We start from the raw sequence: 16,214 nt of genomic DNA, 5'->3' as shown, positions 1-16,214 counted from the left end.
ATGCAAACTCGTGACGACATCTTCAACACCCTGCGCGATGCCCTGGTCGAGCTGTTCGAACTGGACCCGGCTCGCGTGAGCCTGGAATCCAACCTGTATCAGGACCTGGAAATCGACAGCATCGACGCGGTCGACCTGATCGATCACATCAAACGCCAGACCGGCAAGAAAATCGCCGCCGAGGAATTCAAGTCGGTGCGCACCGTCAGCGACGTGGTCGAGGCGGTCTACCGTCTGGTTCAACCGGCCGCATGAGCCGACTGATCGGCCTCGGTCTGCTGCTGGCAGGCCTGCTGTATCCCTTTGCGGTGTATTTCGGCATGGAGCATTTCGCGCCATGGCAGTTCGGTCTGCTGCTGGGCGGTCTGTGGCTCGCCCGGGCGCTGACCGGCGAGCGCAAGCCCGGCAGTTTGTGGATGGCCTGCGTGGCAATCGTGTTCTGCCTGCTGCTGGCGGTGTTCGACAGCCCTTTGCTGTTGCGTTGGTACCCGGTGCTGATCAGCGGCTTCATGCTGGTGCTGTTCAGCCTGAGCCTGAAATACGGCCCGCCGATGGTCGAGCGTCTGGCTCGCCTGCGTGAACCGCAATTGCCGCCCAAGGCGATTCGTTACACCCGCCAGGTCACCGTGGCCTGGAGCGTGTTTTTCTTTTGCAACGGTTTGTGCGCCGCCCTGCTGACACTGTGGGCGCCGCTGAACTGGTGGATGTTGTACACCGGCCTGATCTCCTACGGATTGATCGGCCTGATGTTTGCCATTGAATGGCTGATACGACAACGGGTAAGAGGTCGCCCATGAACTGGATAAAACTTGAGCAGCTGTTGCTCAAGGATCTGCCGCAGCGCGCAATCACCGCCGCGCCGGCACTCGATCATGCACAACTGTGTGAACAGGCCCTGGGCCTGGCGGCAGGTCTGCAAGCGCGCGGCGTGCAACGTCTGGCGGTGCATCTGGAAGATGCCGCCGACCTGGCCGTTGCCCTGCTCGGCGCCTGGCGCGCCGGCGTCAACGTGTTGCTGCCTTCGGACCTGCAAGCGCAGACCCGCCAGCGCTGGTCGAACGACGTCGATCTGTGGCTGACCGATCAGGCCGGTGACGCCCGCCTGAGCGATCTGCTGCAAACGGCCCTGCCCGCTGCCGAACTGGATCTCGACCAGTGCCGGTTGAGCCTGTGCACCTCCGGCTCCAGTGGCGAGCCCAAGCGCATCGACAAATCCCTGCGGCAACTGGCCAACGAAGTCGAAGCCCTTGAGCAACTGTGGGGCGCGGATCTCGGTGAGGCCTGCATCCTCGGCAGCGTCGCCACCCAACACATCTACGGCTTGCTGTTCCGCGTGCTGTGGCCGCTGTGCGCCGGGCGTCCGTTCCTGCGCAAGCAACTGGCTTTCCCGGAAGACCTGCAACGCGCCAGCCGCGAGCACCCGGCCTTCGCCTGGGTGGCCAGCCCGGCGCTGCTCAAACGCATGGGCGACAACCTCGACTGGCCGGCGCTGAGCGCCGTGCGTCGGGTGTTTTCATCTGGCGGCGCACTGCCGGCAGACGCCGCAAAAAGCCTGTATCAACGTCTGGGACAGTGGCCGACGGAAATCCTCGGCAGCTCGGAAACCGGCGGTATCGCGTGGCGTCTGGGCGAATCGTTGTGGCAGCCGTTTGCCGGTGTCGAGTTGAGCCAGGACAGCGACGGCGCCTTGCTGATCGCTTCGCCCTACCTGCCCGCCGGGCATGTCGAACACACCGCCGATGCGGCGCGCATTCAGGCCGATGGCCGCTTTGAATTGCTCGGGCGACTCGACCGGATCGTCAAACTCGAAGAAAAACGTATTTCCCTGCCGATGCTTGAGCAAGCGCTGGTGGCTCACGACTGGGTCGCCGAAGCGCGCCTGGGCGTGGTGCAGGAAAACCGCGCGTCCCTCGGCGCTCTGCTGGTGCTCAGCGAATCCGGCCTGTTTGCCCTGCGCGAACACGGTCGCCGCAACCTGACCGAAACCCTTCGCCGTCATCTCGGCGACCATTGCGAAGCCCTGGCCCTGCCCCGCCGCTGGCGTCTGCTACGACAGTTGCCGCTGACCTCGCAGGGCAAGCTGCCTCAAGCCGACGTCGAAGCCTTGCTGTTGGCGCCACGGCCAAAAGCACCGGAAATCCTGGAGCAGGCCGAAACCGAGGGCGAATGGAACCTGCAATTGAGCGTTCCGCCGGACCTGGCCTACTTCAGCGGCCACTTCCCCAAGGCCCCGGTGCTGCCCGGCGTGGTGCAAGTCGAATGGGCGCTGAACCTGGGTCGGCAACTGCTGAACCTGCCCGGTGAGTTCGCCGGCATGGAAGTGCTGAAATTCCAGCAACTGGTGCGCCCCGGCGATGAAATCCAGTTGCATCTGCGCTTCGACCCGGAGCGCGGCAAGTTGTATTTCGCCTATCGCAACGACACGGCCACCTGCTCCAGCGGGCGGATTCTGCTGGGGGTTGGCGATGCATAATCCTTGCGCCGTGATCCCGGTCTACAACCACGAAACCGCCATCGGCACGGTGGTCGACGCCCTGCTCGCCGAGGGTCTGCCGTGCATTCTGGTGGACGATGCCAGCAGCAAATCCTGCGCAGCGGTGCTTGACGCGCTGGCCGAGCGCGAGCGGGTTTATCTGGTGCGTCTCACTGCCAATCAGGGCAAGGGCGGCGCGGTGATGACCGGCCTGCGTGAAGCCGCGCGACTGGGCTTCAGCCATGCCTTGCAGGTCGACGCCGACGGTCAGCACGACTTGCAGGATGTCGCGCGCTTCATCGAAGAATCCCGCGCTCATCCCAAATCGCTGGTCTGCGGCTATCCGCTGTACGACGCCAGCGTGCCCAAGGGCCGTTTGTATGCACGCTACCTGACCCACGTGATGGTTTGGATCAACACCTTGTCGCTGCAGATTCGCGATTCGATGTGCGGCTTCCGGGTGTATCCGCTGGAACCGACGCTGGGCGTGATCGACTCGGCGCGGATCGGCAAGCGCATGGATTTCGACTCGGACATTCTGGTGCGGCTGGCGTGGCGCAATCAGCCGATGCGCTGGTTGCAGACCAGCGTGCATTACCCGCTGGACGGCGTGTCGCACTTTCGCCTGTTCCACGACAACGTGCTGATCTCGAGCATGCACACGCGTCTGTTCTTCGGCATGTTGCTGCGCCTGCCCGCGATCCTCTGGCGGCGGTGGCGCGCATGACCGTCGAGACCGACAAGAAGCACTGGGCCGACCGCGAAGAGCGCGGCAGTTTCCTGCTGATGAAATTCACCGCGTTCGCCGCCAAGGTCCTTGGCCGACGCCTGCTGAGCCCGTTGCTGTACGGCATCGTTCTGTACTTTTTCCTGTTCGGCCGCACCGCCCGACGCAGTGCCTGGCAGTATCAACAGCACCTCGCCGACTGGAGCGGTCGCCGCGAACTGCATCCGACCCGGTGGCGGGTGTTCCGCCAGTTCATGGCATTCGCCGATTCGCTCCTCGACAAGCTCGACGTGTGGAACGGCAAGCTGAAAATCGAACAGATCGAAATCATCGACCCGGCGCTGCTGCGCAATCAGTTGCGCGGCAGTCGCGGGCAAATGCTGGTGGGCGCGCATCTGGGCAATCTCGAGGTGTGCCGCGCGCTGGCGGAGCTGGGCGAAAAGGTCACGATGAACGTGCTGGTGCACACCAAGCACGCCGAGCAATTCAATCGCCTGCTGGGCGAAGCCGGAGCGACCAACCTGCGGCTGATTCAGGTCAGCGAACTGGACCCGGTGATCATGCTGCAACTGCACGAACGGCTGGAGCGCGGCGAGTGGCTGGCGATTGCCGGCGACCGCGTGCCGCTGCATGGCGGACGCAGCGTGACCGTGGACTTTCTCGGCCATCCCGCGCCGTTTCCACAAGGGCCGTGGCTGCTGGCCGGCCTGCTGAAATGCCCGGTCAACCTGCTGATGTGCCTGAAGCAGCCCGACGGCCACTATCGCCTGACCCTCGAACCGTTCGCCGACGCCGTGGTGTGGTCACGCCGCGAGCGCGAACAGGTCATTCATCAGTGGGCCACCCGCTATGCGCAACGCCTGAGTCACTATTGCCTCGAAGCACCGTGCCAATGGTTCAACTTTTACCCATTCTGGAAAACCGATGACAACGCCAACTCCTGAGCCGGTCACCTTCGGCGAACGCCCTTTGCGCATCGAAGACGTGCTGGCCCTGGCCAACCGTCAGGCGCCCGTGCAGTTGCAGAGCGACGCGCCTTATCGCGAGCGCATCGCCAAGGGCGCGCGGTTCCTCGATTCGCTGCTGGACAAGGAAGGCGTGATCTACGGCGTGACCACCGGTTACGGCGACTCCTGCGTGGTCGCGGTGCCGCTGCATCACGTCGAGGCGCTGCCGCGTCATCTCTACACGTTCCACGGTTGCGGACTGGGCAAGTTGCTCGACGCCCAGGCTACGCGCGCGGTGCTCGCGGCGCGTTTGCAGTCGTTGTGCCACGGAGTGTCCGGGGTGCGCATCGAGTTGCTGGAACGCCTGCATGCGTTTCTCGAACACGACATTTTGCCGCTGATTCCTGAAGAGGGTTCGGTGGGCGCCAGCGGCGATCTGACGCCGCTGTCCTACGTCGCCGCAACCCTGTCCGGTGAACGTGAAGTGATGTTCCGTGGCGAACGCCGCCAGGCCGCCGATGTGCACCGCGAACTCGGCTGGACGCCGCTGGTGCTGCGCCCGAAAGAGGCGCTGGCACTGATGAACGGCACCGCCGTGATGACCGGCCTGGCCTGCCTGGCCTACGCCCGCGCCGATTACCTGCTGCAACTGGCCACCCGCATCACCGCGCTCAACGTGGTGGCGCTGCAAGGCAATCCCGAGCACTTTGACGAGCGCCTGTTCGCCGCCAAGCCGCATCCGGGGCAGATGCAGGTTGCCGCGTGGCTGCGCAAGGATCTGGCGATCGACGCACCGACCGCGCCGCTGCATCGCTTGCAGGATCGCTACTCGCTGCGCTGTGCACCGCACGTGCTTGGCGTGCTGGCCGACAGCCTGAACTGGCTGCGCTCGTTCATCGAGACCGAACTCAACAGCGCCAACGACAACCCGATCATCGACGCCGAAGCCGAACGCGTGCTGCATGGCGGGCACTTCTACGGCGGGCATATCGCGTTCGCCATGGACAGCCTGAAAAACCTCGTGGCCAACGTCGCCGACCTGCTCGATCGACAACTCGCGCTGCTGGTGGACGAACGTTACAACCACGGTTTGCCGAGCAACCTGTCCGGCGCCAGCGCCGACCGCGCAATGCTCAACCACGGCTTCAAGGCTGTGCAGATCGGCGCCAGCGCCTGGACTGCCGAAGCGTTGAAAAACACCATGCCGGCCAGCGTATTCTCGCGCTCCACCGAGTGCCACAACCAGGACAAGGTGAGCATGGGCACCATCGCCGCCCGCGACGCCATCCGCGTGCTGGAGCTGACCGAACAGGTCGCCGCCGCCACGCTGCTGGCGGCCAATCAGGGCGTGTGGCTGCGCAGCCGCGATGCAGACGCCCGTCCGCTACCGCCATCGCTGGCCGCCATGCATGAGCAACTGGCGCAAGACTTCCCGCCAGTGATCGAAGACCGCGCCCTGGAAGGCGAACTGCGCCTGTGTCTGCAACGCATCGCCGAACAACACTGGAGGCTGCATGCGTAGTGCCGGAGTGCTTCACGCCGATACGGAAATCCTCGTGCCGTTCTTTGACGTCGACACCATGCACGTCGTCTGGCACGGCCATTACGTGAAATACCTGGAAGTGGCGCGTTGCGCATTGCTCGACAAGATCGGCCACAACTACAACCAGATGGTCGACTCGGGCTACGCCTGGCCGGTGATCGACCTGCAACTGCGCTACGTGCGCGGCGCGGTGTTCGGTCAACGGCTGAACGTGCGCGCCAGTCTGGTGGAATGGGAAAACCGCCTGAAGATTCACTACCTGATCACCGACGCCCAGACCGGCGAACGCCTGACCCGCGCCAGCTCGGTGCAGGTCGCCGTCGAGATGAGCAGCCGCGAGATGCAACTGGCCTCGCCGAAAGTCTTCACCGATGCCGTGGAAAGGATGCTGCGATGAATGTAATTCTGAAATCCCTTGGGGCCTTGGCGCTGCTGACGCTGTCGTCGCTGGCCAACGCCTTCGACCTGCAACAGTTGAGCGATCAACTGGCGAAACCGGACGTGATCCACGGCCAGTTCATCCAGGAGAAGCACCTTCGCGCCCTGCCCCAGCCGCTGATCAGCAAGGGCAGTTTTGTCCTCGCCAAAAACCACGGTCTGCTCTGGCTGCTGAAAACCCCTCTGCAGCAGGACTACCGCATCAACGCCAAAGGCATCGCCCGTCGTGACGTCAGCGGTTGGCAACTGTTGCCCGGCAAGAGCGCCGGCGCCGAACAGAACCGCTTGTTCCTCGCCGTGCTGCAAGGCGACAGCAGCGGTCTGCAACGGGATTTCGAACTGGCCCTGAGCGGCGAAGCGCAGAAATGGCAACTGACCTTGACCCCGCGTTCGGTACTGCTCAAGCAGGTTTTCAACCAGATCAACATCAGCGGCGGCACGTTGGTGAACACCATCGAACTGCTGGAAACCCAGGGCGACAGCACCGTGCTGCGCATGCAGGACAGCACCGCCGGCCAACCTCTGAGCGACGCGGAGCAACATGACTTTGCCGAGTGAACGCAGGCTGCCCTGGCTGTTCCTGATCCTGCTGCTGGCCGTCGTCGCACTGGGCGCCTGGCAGTGGCGCGACGGCGCGCCGCTGTCGGCCAACCTGATGGACCTGGTGCCCGGCACCCACCCGGACGCCCTCGAACTGCGCGCCGAACAACGCATGCAGGAACCACTCAACCGCGACATGCTGGTGCTGGTCGGTCACGCCGATCGCCAGCAAGCCGTCGCGATGGCCCAGACTCTGGGCGAGCAATGGCAGGCCAGCGGGCTGTTCGAAAAGGTCCAGTGGAACCTGCAAGCCGATCTGCCGGCCCTGCGCACGCAACTGTTGCAAGGGCGACTGGCGATGCTTTCGGCGGATGACCGGCAACTGCTGACCGAACATCCCGACGCCTTCATCCAGCAACGGGTGCAGGCGCTGTTCGACCCGTTCACCGGATTCAGTCTGGTGCCGAGCCAGGACGACTGGCTGGGCCTGACCGGGCGCATCCAGAACAGCCAGCCGCAACATGGCGCGGTGCAACTGGACATCGGCAGCGGCGCATTGATCGCCGACGCCGACGGCAAAAGCTGGGTGCTGCTGCGCGCACGCACCACCGGCAGCGCCTTCGACATGAATCAGCCGCTGCAAGTCGCCGCCCTGCTGCAACACAGCCGTGAGCAAGCGGCTCGCGCCGACGTGCAACTGCTGGCCGCCAGCGGTCTGCTGTACGCCGCCAACGGTCAGCAACAGGCGACCCGGGAAATGACCTGGGTCGGCGGCGGCGCCACTATCGGCATCCTGTTGCTGTTGCTGCTCGCCTTCCGCCGCTGGCGGGTGCTGCTGGCGTTCATTCCGGTGCTGGTCGGCATGCTGTTCGGTGCGGTGGCCTGCGTGGCGCTGTTCGGGCACATGCACGTGATGACGCTGGTGCTCGGTTCCAGCCTGATCGGCGTGGCGGTGGATTACCCGCTGCACTACCTGTCCAAGAGCTGGAGCCTCAAGCCGTGGCACAGCTGGCCGGCGTTGCGTCTGACCCTGTCCGGACTGACGTTGAGCCTGATCACCAGCGCCATCGGTTATCTGGCGCTGGCCTGGACGCCTTTCCCGGCCCTGACCCAGATCGCGGTGTTCTCCGCCGCCGGTTTGCTCGGCGCCTACCTGTCGGCGGTGTGCCTGTTGCCGGCGCTGCTGAAAAATGTCGAACTGCGCCCGGCGCAATGGCCGCTGCAACTGGCCGAGCGTCTGGTGCGACTGCGGGAAAACCTGCTCGAACACGTCAGGACGCCGGTGTTGCTGGCCCTGCTGATCGCGTTCTGCGTCGGCGGCCTGCTGCAACTGGAGAGCAAGAACGACATTCGCCAGTGGGTCGGCGCGCCGCAACGCCTGACCGATGAAGCGCAGACCATTGCGCGGATTACCGGCTATCAGCCGACCAGCCAGTTCTTCCTGGTGCGCGCCGCCGATCAGCAGCAATTGCTGGAGCGGCAAGCGGCCCTGAGCGAGCGGCTGGATCAACTGGTCAACCTCGACAAGTTGCAGGGTTATCTGGCGCTCAATCAACTGGTCAGCCCGCCGGCTCAGCAACAACAGGTGCGTGAAGCGCTGAGCAAGTTACCGCAGTTCTGGCAGCCATTGCTGGAGGTCGGCGTGCCGCTGGCGGCGCTGCAAACCGAACTGCAACAGTTGCAGACCCTGCCCGCCGAAGACATCGATGCAGCGCTGGCCGGCCCGCTCGGTGAGCCCTACCGCACGTTGTGGCTTGGGCCAACCGAGGACGGCGTGGCGGCAATGGTCAGCCTGCAAGGCCTGAACAATCCGTCGCTGTTGCGGGTGCAGGCACTGGACCTGCCGGGCGTGATGCTGGTGGATCGGCTCGGCGATCTGAACAAGGTGTTCGCCCAAACGCAGATCAGCGCTGCTGAACTGAAACTCGCGTCCTGCGTGTTGATCGTGCTGGTGCTGATGCTGCCGTTCGGTCTCGGCGGTGCTCTACGGATCGTCGCCCTGCCGCTGCTTGCTGCGTTGTGCAGCCTCGCCAGCCTGGGCTGGCTCGGCCAGCCGCTGACCCTGTTCAGCCTGTTCGGCCTGCTGCTGGTGACAGCGATCAGCGTCGACTACGCGATCCTCATGCGCGAGCAGGTTGGCGGCGCGGCCGTGAGCCTGCTCGGCACCTTGCTGGCGGCCGCCACCACCTGGCTGTCGTTCGGCCTGCTGGCGGTGTCGAGCACCCCGGCGGTGAGCAACTTCGGCCTGTCGGTGAGCCTCGGTCTGGCGTTCAGTTTCATGCTCGCGCCGTGGGCCGGGCGTCAGGCCCATGCGGTTGCCGTCACGGAGCCTTCAGCATGATGGTGGTGATTTTCTGGCTGATGGCCCTGACGCTGTTCTTCGTCGCCACCCGGGTCGGCCGGCATTTCGGGCTGATCCCGATCGTCAGTCAATTGCTGCTGGCCAGCTTCGGCCTGCCGCTGCTGATGTACTTCTGGATCGAACCGGGCTGGCAACTGAACGGCGCCGAACTGATCGCGCCGGGCTGGCCGAAAAACCTCTACAGCCTGAGTTTCGCTCTGCTGCTGGGGCACATCCTCAGCGACGTGATCGACCTGCGCCTGGATCGTCAGAGCGTGAAGATCGCCCTGCCGAGTTTCGCCGTGCCATTCACCTGCGGCCTGGCGACGGCGTACTGGCTGTTGCCGACGCAGCCGTGGATCAACTCGCTGGCCATCGGTCTGGTGTTCGCCATCACCGCGATCCCGGTGCTGTACCTGTACCTGCGCCACATCGACTATCCGCCCGCCGCCACCCGGCGTCTGGTGCAGACCGCAATCCTGATCGACCTGACCTGCTGGACCCTGTTCGGCCTCGCCCAAGGCAGCCTGCACCTGAGCAGTCTGTTGTTGCCGCTGGGGCTGGCCTGCGTGCCAGCGCTGCTGCGGATGTTCGGTATCCGCCGGCCATTGACCTACAGCCTCGGCTTCTTTGCGCTGTTGGTGCTGGCCGAACACTACAAACTCAACGCACTGATTTTCGGCATCGGCTATCTGCTGTGCATGGCCGCGCTCAAGGTGCCGCTGGTGTTGCCGTTGCCGGCGCAATGGATGAACCGCTTGCAGACGTGGGTCGCGATTCCGCTGATCCTCACTTTCGGCATCGTCCAGATCGACGTGCACAGCGCCCTCGCCAGCCTCGGCGCCGTGCAATGGGCGGCGCTGCTGCTGTTGCCGGTCGCCAGCAAAATCCTGGGCAACTGGCTCGGCCTCGGCTGGGCCGGCGCGTCGTTCACAGGCGCCAGCCGCTGGCGTGAAAGCGTGCTGCTGAACATTCGCGGCTTGAGCGAAATCGTCTTTCTCAACCTGCTGTTGCAACAACAGCTCATCAGCCCGGCGCTGTACTTTGCGCTGATGCTGATGGGTCTGATCGCGACGCTGTTGCCGGCCTTCATCGGCCTGCACCGGGCGTCACTGAACCCTATTGCCGTACCCAGGAGCTCGCGTGCCAATCGTTGAAATGGAATCCCGTCAGGTCGTGATCATCGGCGCCGGCCCCTCCGGCGCCATTGCTGCCGCATTGCTCAAGCGCAAGGGACACGACGTGCTGGTGATCGAGCGCCAGCATTTCCCGAGGTTCTCCATCGGTGAAAGCCTGCTCTGCCATTGCCTGGATTTCGTCGAAGAAGCCGGCATGCTCGAGGCGGTGAATGCCGCCGGGTTCCAGCGCAAGAACGGTGCGGCATTCGCCTGGGGCGAGCGCTACAGCGCCTTCGATTTTGGTGACACCTTCACCGCCGGCAAGCCCACGACCCTACAGGTGCAACGCGCCGACTTCGACAAATTGCTGGCTGATCAGGCTACGTTGCAGGGTGCGGAAATCCGCTACGGCGACGCGATTGTCAGCGTCGATTTCGAACGTCCGCGACCGCAGCTGAATGTGCGTCGCGAGGACGGCAGCGAATACCGCGTCGAAGCCGACTTTGTCCTCGATGCCAGCGGCTACGGCCGCGTGCTGTCACGCCTGCTCGACCTGGAAGCGCCGTCGAATTTCCCGGTTCGCCAGGCCGTCTTCACCCACGTCGAAGACCACATCGACCATCCCGGCTTCGACCGTGAAAAAATCCTCATCACCACCCACCCGCAGCACCGCGACATCTGGTTCTGGTCGATCCCGTTCAGCAACGGTCGCTGCTCGGTAGGCGTGGTGGCTGCCGCTGAACATTTCGCAGGTCGTGATGCCGACCTCGACGCCTGCCTGCGCGGTTTCATCGCCGAAACCCCGAGCCTGGCCAAGGTGCTGAACAACGCCGTGTGGGACACCCCGGCGCGCACCCTCGGCGGCTATGCGGCGAACGTCAAAACCCTGCACGGCCCGGGCTTTGCGCTGTTGGGTAACGCAGCGGAATTTCTCGACCCGGTGTTTTCCTCGGGCGTGACGATTGCCATGCGTTCGGCGAGCATGGCCGCCGGTGTGCTGCACCGACAGTTGCAGGGCGAATCGGTGGACTGGCAGCGGGAGTTCGCCGAGCCGCTGAAACGCGGGGTCGACACCTTCCGCTGCTACGTCGAAGGCTGGTACGCCGGGACTTTTCAGGACGTGATTTTCCACGAGCAAGGCTCGCCGGAAATCCGCCGCATGATCTGCTCGATCCTCGCCGGTTACGCCTGGGACGAACGCAACCCGTTCGTCAGTGAAGCACGCCGTCGGTTGAAGACAATCTCCGAACTCTGTGCAAGGGACGACACATGAATTACTTGAGCGACAACTACGTCGAAGAAACCCGCTTCGGCTTCTGGTTCCTGCGCAGCCACACCTGGCAGCACCATGTGTTGCGCGTGGCGATCAATGATCTGCGCGGCCTGTTCAGCGAATCGTTGCCGGCCAACCCGGTGCTGCTGGATGCCGGTTGCGGCCAGGGCAAGTCGTTCGGCCACCTGCGCCAGACCTTCGCGCCACAGCGTTTGATCGGTGTCGATGCCGATCCGCACAGCCTTGAACTGAGCGCCGCCGAGGCCGCGCGCCAGGGCTTCGACGTCGAGCTGATCGGCAGCGACTGCGCGACACTCAATGTGCCGGACGCCAGCGTCGACCTGCTGTTCTGCCACCAGACCTTCCATCATCTGGTGGAGCAGGAAAAAGCTCTCGCCGAGTTCTATCGGGTGCTCAAACCCGGTGGTTATCTGCTGTTCGCCGAGTCCACCGAGGCTTACATTGATACGTGGGTGATTCGCTGGTTGTTCCGCCATCCGATGCACGTGCAAAAGAGCGCGGCGCAGTACCTTGAGATGATTCGCCAGCAGGGTTTCGAATTCTCCGAACAGAACGTTTCGTACCCGTATCTGTGGTGGAGCCGGTCGAAGGATTTCGGTCTGCTCGAACGTTTTGGATTGCACAAACCAAAACCATTCGGCCAGCGGGAAGAAACCCTGGTCAACGTGGTGGCCCGCAAACCCTTGAACGAGGCTGTCTGATGTTGCGTGTTCTGCTGCTCGCCTGCATCCTGCTGCTCGGTGCCTGCGCCAGTCAGGCGCCGCTGCCGGCCGGTAACCCAAGCCTGCCGCTGCCGATGCAACTGCATATCGAGCGTCACCTGGCCGGGCAACAGCAAGACTGGTTGCTGGTGATCCAGCGCGAAGGGCCCGGCATCCGCTGGTCGATGATGGATCCGCTGGGCATTCCACAGGCGCGTCAGCAGTTGATCGACGGGCACTGGCAGGCCGACGGCCTGCTGCCGCCCAACCCGGAAGCACGGGAGCTGTTCGCCGCGTTGCTGTTCGCCCTGACTCCTGCGGGCGAGCTCTCGCGCAACTACCCCGACGCGCAGCAACAGGGCGGCCAACGTTCCCTGCCGGCGCGCTGGGACATCCGTTACACCCAACCCTTGAGCTTCGAATTGAATCTGCCCCAAGGCCCGCACTATCGCGTAACGCCACTCGGTGAACCGACGTCATGACCGCCTACCTCAATGCCCTCGGCGTGATCTGCGCCCTGGGGCGCGACAAGCAAGCCGTGGCACTCAACCTGTTTGCCGGCGACTGCTCGGGCATGCGCCGCGAGTCCGGCTGGGTGCCGGAGCGCGACCTGCCGGTAGCCGCCGTGCACGGTGATCTGGCGCCGATTCCCGAGGCACTGGCCGACCAGCGCAGCCGCAACAATCAACTGTTGATGGAAGCCGCGTTGCAGATTCGCGATGACATCGAGCAGGCGATCCAGACCTATGGGCGCGAGCGAATCGGCGTGGTGCTCGGCACCAGCACCTCGGGCATCGACGAAGCCAGTCGTGGTCTGGCGCACTACATTCGCGACCACCAGTTCCCGGCCGATTACGACTACCGGCAACAGGAACTCGGCGCCCCGGCGAATTTCCTCGCCGACTGGCTGCAACTGAGCGGCCCGACCTATGTGATTTCCACTGCCTGCACCTCCAGCGCACGCGCGTTGATGAGCGCCCGACGCCTGCTCGATCTGGGCTTGTGCGACGCCGTGCTGTGCGGCGGAGTCGACAGTCTGTGCAAACTGACCCTCAACGGCTTCAGTGCGCTGGAAGCGGTGTCGGCCGAGCGCTGCAATCCGTTTTCCGCCAACCGCAACGGCATCAACATCGGCGAAGCGGCGGTGCTGTTCGTGATGAGCAAAGAACGCGGCGCAGGGCCGGGCATCGCCCTGCTCGGCGCTGGCGCCAGCTCCGACGCGCACCACATTTCCGCACCGGAACCGACCGGCCGCGGTGCGCTGCAATCGATGCAAAAAGCCCTCGATCAAGCCCACCTGCAAGCCGGCGACATCAGCTACCTGAACCTGCACGGCACCGCGACCCAGCACAACGACGCCATGGAAAGCCTGGCCGTCGCCGCGCTGTTTGGCGAAGGCGTGCCGTGTTCCTCGACCAAACCGATGACCGGCCACACCCTCGGCGCCGCCGGCGCACTGGAAGCGGCGTTCTGCTGGTTGAGCCTGAGTGCCGACAACCCTGACCACGCCTTGCCGCCACACGTCTGGGATGGCCAGGCCGATCCGGCCCTGCCACCACTGAAGTGGGTGACCGCAAGCGAACGCCTGGCGTCCATTGCACCCCGCTACCTGATGAGCAACTCGTTTGCCTTCGGTGGCAATAACGTCAGCCTGATTATCGGAGACGCCCCATGACCCACTGGCCGCTCGCCGAACTGCTGCCCCACGCTGGCGACATGATCCTGATCGACCGGATCCTGAGCTTTGACGACGAACAGATCCACACCACGCTCACCGTCCGGCCCGGCGGCCTGTTCAGCCTGCCCGACGGCAGCCTGCCGGCGTGGGTCGGCGTCGAGTTGATGGCGCAAAGCGTCGCCGCGTTTGCCGGCTGCCATGCGCGGCAGAAAGGCAACCCGGTGGAGCTGGGCTTTCTGCTCGGCACACGCAAGTTCGAATGCAACGTCGCAGCCTTTCCGGTCGGCAGCGAACTGACCATCCACGGCCTGCGCTCGCTGGAAGACGACAACGGCATGGGCGTGTTCGAATGCCATATCAACGCGCCCGGCATCGAGGCCAGCGCACGGCTGAACGTGTTCCGCCCGCCCCACGCGGCGCAATATCTTGAACAAACCAAGGAGTCGAACGATGACTGAATCAATACTGGTCACCGGCTCCAGCCGTGGCATCGGCCGCGCCATTGCCCTGCGCCTGGCCAGTGCCGGCCACGATATCGTCCTGCATTGCCGCAGCGGCGTAGCGGAAGCGCAAGCAGTGAAAGCCGAAGTCGAAGCCCTCGGCCGCAACGCACGCATCCTGCAATTCGACGTGGCGGATCGCGAAACCTGCAAAGCCATCCTCGAAGCCGACGTTGAAGCCCACGGCGCCTACTACGGCGTGGTGCTCAACGCCGGCCTGACCCGCGACGGCGCTTTTCCGGCCCTGAGCGACGATGACTGGGACGTGGTGCTGCGCACCAACCTCGACGGTTTCTACAACGTCCTGCACCCGGTGATGATGCCGATGATCCGCCGCCGCGCCGCTGGTCGCATCGTTTGCATCACCTCGGTCTCGGGGCTGATCGGCAACCGTGGCCAGGTTAATTACAGCGCATCGAAGGCCGGCGTGATCGGCGCCGCGAAAGCCTTGGCGATCGAACTGGCCAAGCGCAAGATCACGGTCAACTGCGTTGCGCCGGGCCTGATCGACACGGCGATGCTCGATGAAAACGTGCCGGTGGAAGAACTGATGAAAATGATCCCCGCACAACGCATGGGCACGCCTGAAGAGGTGGCCGGTGCGGTGAATTTCCTGATGTCGGCGGAAGCGTCGTACATCACCCGCCAGGTGCTGGCGGTCAACGGAGGCTTGTGCTGATGAAGCGCGTCGTCGTCACCGGCATGGCCGGCATTACCTCGCTGGGCAGCGACTGGGACACCATCGCCGGCAATTTCGCCGCCAACCGCAGCGGCATCCGCCGGATGGACGAGTGGGATCGCTTCAGCGAGCTCAACACCCGTCTGGCCGGGCCCATCGATGATTTCCAGGTGCCCGCGCACTGGACCCGCAAACAGCTGCGCAGCATGGGCCGTGTTTCGCGGCTGGCGGTGGGAGCGGCGGAAAAAGCACTGGCCGATGCCGGCCTGCTCGGCGACGAATCGATCAAGGACGGGCGCATGGGCGTGGCCTGTGGTTCGTCCACCGGCAGCACCGACGAGATCAAGGCGTTCGGCAACATGCTGCTCAACTCGGTGGCCGAAGGCCTCAACGCCAACTCCTACGTGCGGATGATGCCGCACACCACGGCGGCGAACATCAGCATCTTCTTCGGCCTCACCGGCCGTTTGATCCCGACTTCCAGCGCCTGCACCAGTGGCAGTCAGGGCATCGGTTACGCCTACGAGGCGATCAAGTTCGGACGCCTGCCGCTGATGCTTGCCGGTGGCGCCGAAGAGCTGTGCCCGACCGAAGCCATGGTGTTCGATGCGCTGTACGCCACCAGCCTGAAAAACGATGCGCCGCAAACCTCGCCACGCCCGTACGACAAGGGCCGCGACGGTCTGGTGATCGGCGAAGGTGGCGGCATGCTGGTGCTTGAAGAACTGGAACACGCCCTCGCGCGCGGTGCGCACATTCACGCCGAGATCGTCGGTTTCGGCAGCAACGCCGACGGCCAGCACACCACCCGCCCCGAACAAGTCACCATGCGCCGGGCAATGGAACTGGCACTGGAAGACGCGGGCCTTGCGCCCGATGCAATTGGTTACGTAAATGGTCACGGCACGGCTACAGAACAGGGCGACATTGCCGAAACACTGGCCACCAGCAGCCTGTTTGGCGAACGCATGCCGATCAGCTCGCAGAAAAGCTTCCTCGGGCACACTCTTGGGGCCTGCGGTGCGCTGGAGTCGTGGTTCAGCATCGAAATGCTCAATCGCGATCAGTACGTGCACACATTCAACCTCGACGAGATCGATCCGCACTGCGGCAAGCTCGACTACCTGCGCGGCGAATTCCGCCAGATGCGCAACGAATATGTGATGAACAACAATTTCGCTTTTGGTGGCGTCAACACTTCGTTGATTTTCCGCCGCTGGCACTGACCGCAACAT

The 16,214-nt window shown here is 64.1% G+C and carries 17 protein-coding genes; all 17 read left to right on the top strand.

Going from position 1 to position 16,214, the window contains the following annotated elements; translation table 11 throughout:
- Genes QR290_RS03515 through QR290_RS03435 form a run of 17 tightly spaced genes read left to right on the top strand, consistent with a single transcriptional unit; the run spans window position 1 to window position 16,205 of the window.
- A complete protein-coding gene (locus QR290_RS03515; protein WP_007947135.1) occupies window positions 1–255 on the top strand; it encodes an acyl carrier protein in 255 nt (84 codons plus the stop codon).
- Complete coding sequence (locus QR290_RS03510) at window positions 252–797, top strand: hypothetical protein (protein WP_007952346.1); 546 nt, start codon at window positions 252–254, stop codon at window positions 795–797. Before QR290_RS03515 ends, QR290_RS03510 begins: the two co-directional genes overlap by 4 nt.
- A complete protein-coding gene (locus QR290_RS03505) occupies window positions 794–2,473 on the top strand; it encodes an acyl-CoA synthetase family protein (RefSeq protein ID WP_289204342.1) in 1,680 nt (559 codons plus the stop codon). The genes QR290_RS03510 and QR290_RS03505 overlap by 4 nt, the downstream gene beginning before the upstream one ends.
- Window positions 2,466–3,200, top strand: a complete 735-nt coding sequence (locus QR290_RS03500; protein WP_289204341.1) for a glycosyltransferase family 2 protein — start codon at window positions 2,466–2,468, stop codon at window positions 3,198–3,200. Before QR290_RS03505 ends, QR290_RS03500 begins: the two co-directional genes overlap by 8 nt.
- Window positions 3,197–4,144, top strand: coding sequence for an LpxL/LpxP family acyltransferase (locus QR290_RS03495; protein WP_289204340.1), 948 nt, complete (start codon window positions 3,197–3,199; stop codon window positions 4,142–4,144). The genes QR290_RS03500 and QR290_RS03495 overlap by 4 nt, the downstream gene beginning before the upstream one ends.
- Entirely contained in the window at window positions 4,125–5,669 is a 1,545-nt protein-coding gene (locus QR290_RS03490; protein ID WP_289204339.1) for an HAL/PAL/TAL family ammonia-lyase, read from the top strand. Before QR290_RS03495 ends, QR290_RS03490 begins: the two co-directional genes overlap by 20 nt.
- The gene (locus tag QR290_RS03485; protein ID WP_074689587.1) at window positions 5,662–6,087 is read left to right on the top strand and encodes an acyl-CoA thioesterase; all 426 of its coding nucleotides are present in this window, start codon (window positions 5,662–5,664) and stop codon (window positions 6,085–6,087) included. Before QR290_RS03490 ends, QR290_RS03485 begins: the two co-directional genes overlap by 8 nt.
- Window positions 6,084–6,686 (top strand): outer membrane lipoprotein carrier protein LolA, encoded by a 603-nt coding sequence (locus QR290_RS03480; protein ID WP_289204338.1) that lies wholly within the window; start codon window positions 6,084–6,086, stop codon window positions 6,684–6,686. The genes QR290_RS03485 and QR290_RS03480 overlap by 4 nt, the downstream gene beginning before the upstream one ends.
- On the top strand, window positions 6,670–9,009 hold the full coding sequence (locus QR290_RS03475; RefSeq protein ID WP_289204337.1) for an MMPL family transporter: 2,340 nt from the start codon (window positions 6,670–6,672) through the stop codon (window positions 9,007–9,009). The genes QR290_RS03480 and QR290_RS03475 overlap by 17 nt, the downstream gene beginning before the upstream one ends.
- Window positions 9,006–10,166 (top strand): sodium:proton antiporter, encoded by a 1,161-nt coding sequence (locus tag QR290_RS03470; RefSeq protein ID WP_289204336.1) that lies wholly within the window; start codon window positions 9,006–9,008, stop codon window positions 10,164–10,166. Before QR290_RS03475 ends, QR290_RS03470 begins: the two co-directional genes overlap by 4 nt.
- Window positions 10,153–11,400, top strand: coding sequence for an NAD(P)/FAD-dependent oxidoreductase (locus QR290_RS03465; protein ID WP_115076280.1), 1,248 nt, complete (start codon window positions 10,153–10,155; stop codon window positions 11,398–11,400). The genes QR290_RS03470 and QR290_RS03465 overlap by 14 nt, the downstream gene beginning before the upstream one ends.
- Window positions 11,397–12,122, top strand: coding sequence for a class I SAM-dependent methyltransferase (locus QR290_RS03460; protein WP_289204335.1), 726 nt, complete (start codon window positions 11,397–11,399; stop codon window positions 12,120–12,122). Before QR290_RS03465 ends, QR290_RS03460 begins: the two co-directional genes overlap by 4 nt.
- Window positions 12,122–12,604, top strand: a complete 483-nt coding sequence (locus QR290_RS03455) for a hypothetical protein (protein WP_289204334.1) — start codon at window positions 12,122–12,124, stop codon at window positions 12,602–12,604. The genes QR290_RS03460 and QR290_RS03455 overlap by 1 nt, the downstream gene beginning before the upstream one ends.
- A complete protein-coding gene (locus tag QR290_RS03450) occupies window positions 12,601–13,797 on the top strand; it encodes a beta-ketoacyl-[acyl-carrier-protein] synthase family protein (protein ID WP_289204333.1) in 1,197 nt (398 codons plus the stop codon). The genes QR290_RS03455 and QR290_RS03450 overlap by 4 nt, the downstream gene beginning before the upstream one ends.
- Window positions 13,794–14,258 (top strand): hotdog family protein, encoded by a 465-nt coding sequence (locus QR290_RS03445; RefSeq protein ID WP_115076277.1) that lies wholly within the window; start codon window positions 13,794–13,796, stop codon window positions 14,256–14,258. The genes QR290_RS03450 and QR290_RS03445 overlap by 4 nt, the downstream gene beginning before the upstream one ends.
- Window positions 14,251–14,979, top strand: coding sequence for a 3-ketoacyl-ACP reductase FabG2 (locus QR290_RS03440; protein ID WP_240868992.1), 729 nt, complete (start codon window positions 14,251–14,253; stop codon window positions 14,977–14,979). Before QR290_RS03445 ends, QR290_RS03440 begins: the two co-directional genes overlap by 8 nt.
- A complete protein-coding gene (locus QR290_RS03435) occupies window positions 14,979–16,205 on the top strand; it encodes a beta-ketoacyl-ACP synthase (RefSeq protein ID WP_289204332.1) in 1,227 nt (408 codons plus the stop codon). Before QR290_RS03440 ends, QR290_RS03435 begins: the two co-directional genes overlap by 1 nt.
- Window positions 16,206–16,214: the final 9 nt, after the last annotated feature.

The sequence above is a fragment of the Pseudomonas fluorescens genome, assembly GCF_030344995.1.
In the GTDB taxonomy this organism is placed as follows: domain Bacteria; phylum Pseudomonadota; class Gammaproteobacteria; order Pseudomonadales; family Pseudomonadaceae; genus Aquipseudomonas; species Aquipseudomonas fluorescens_BF.
Note: the sequence above shows the minus strand (reverse complement) of the source record. Positions and strands in the feature narration are given on the sequence as shown.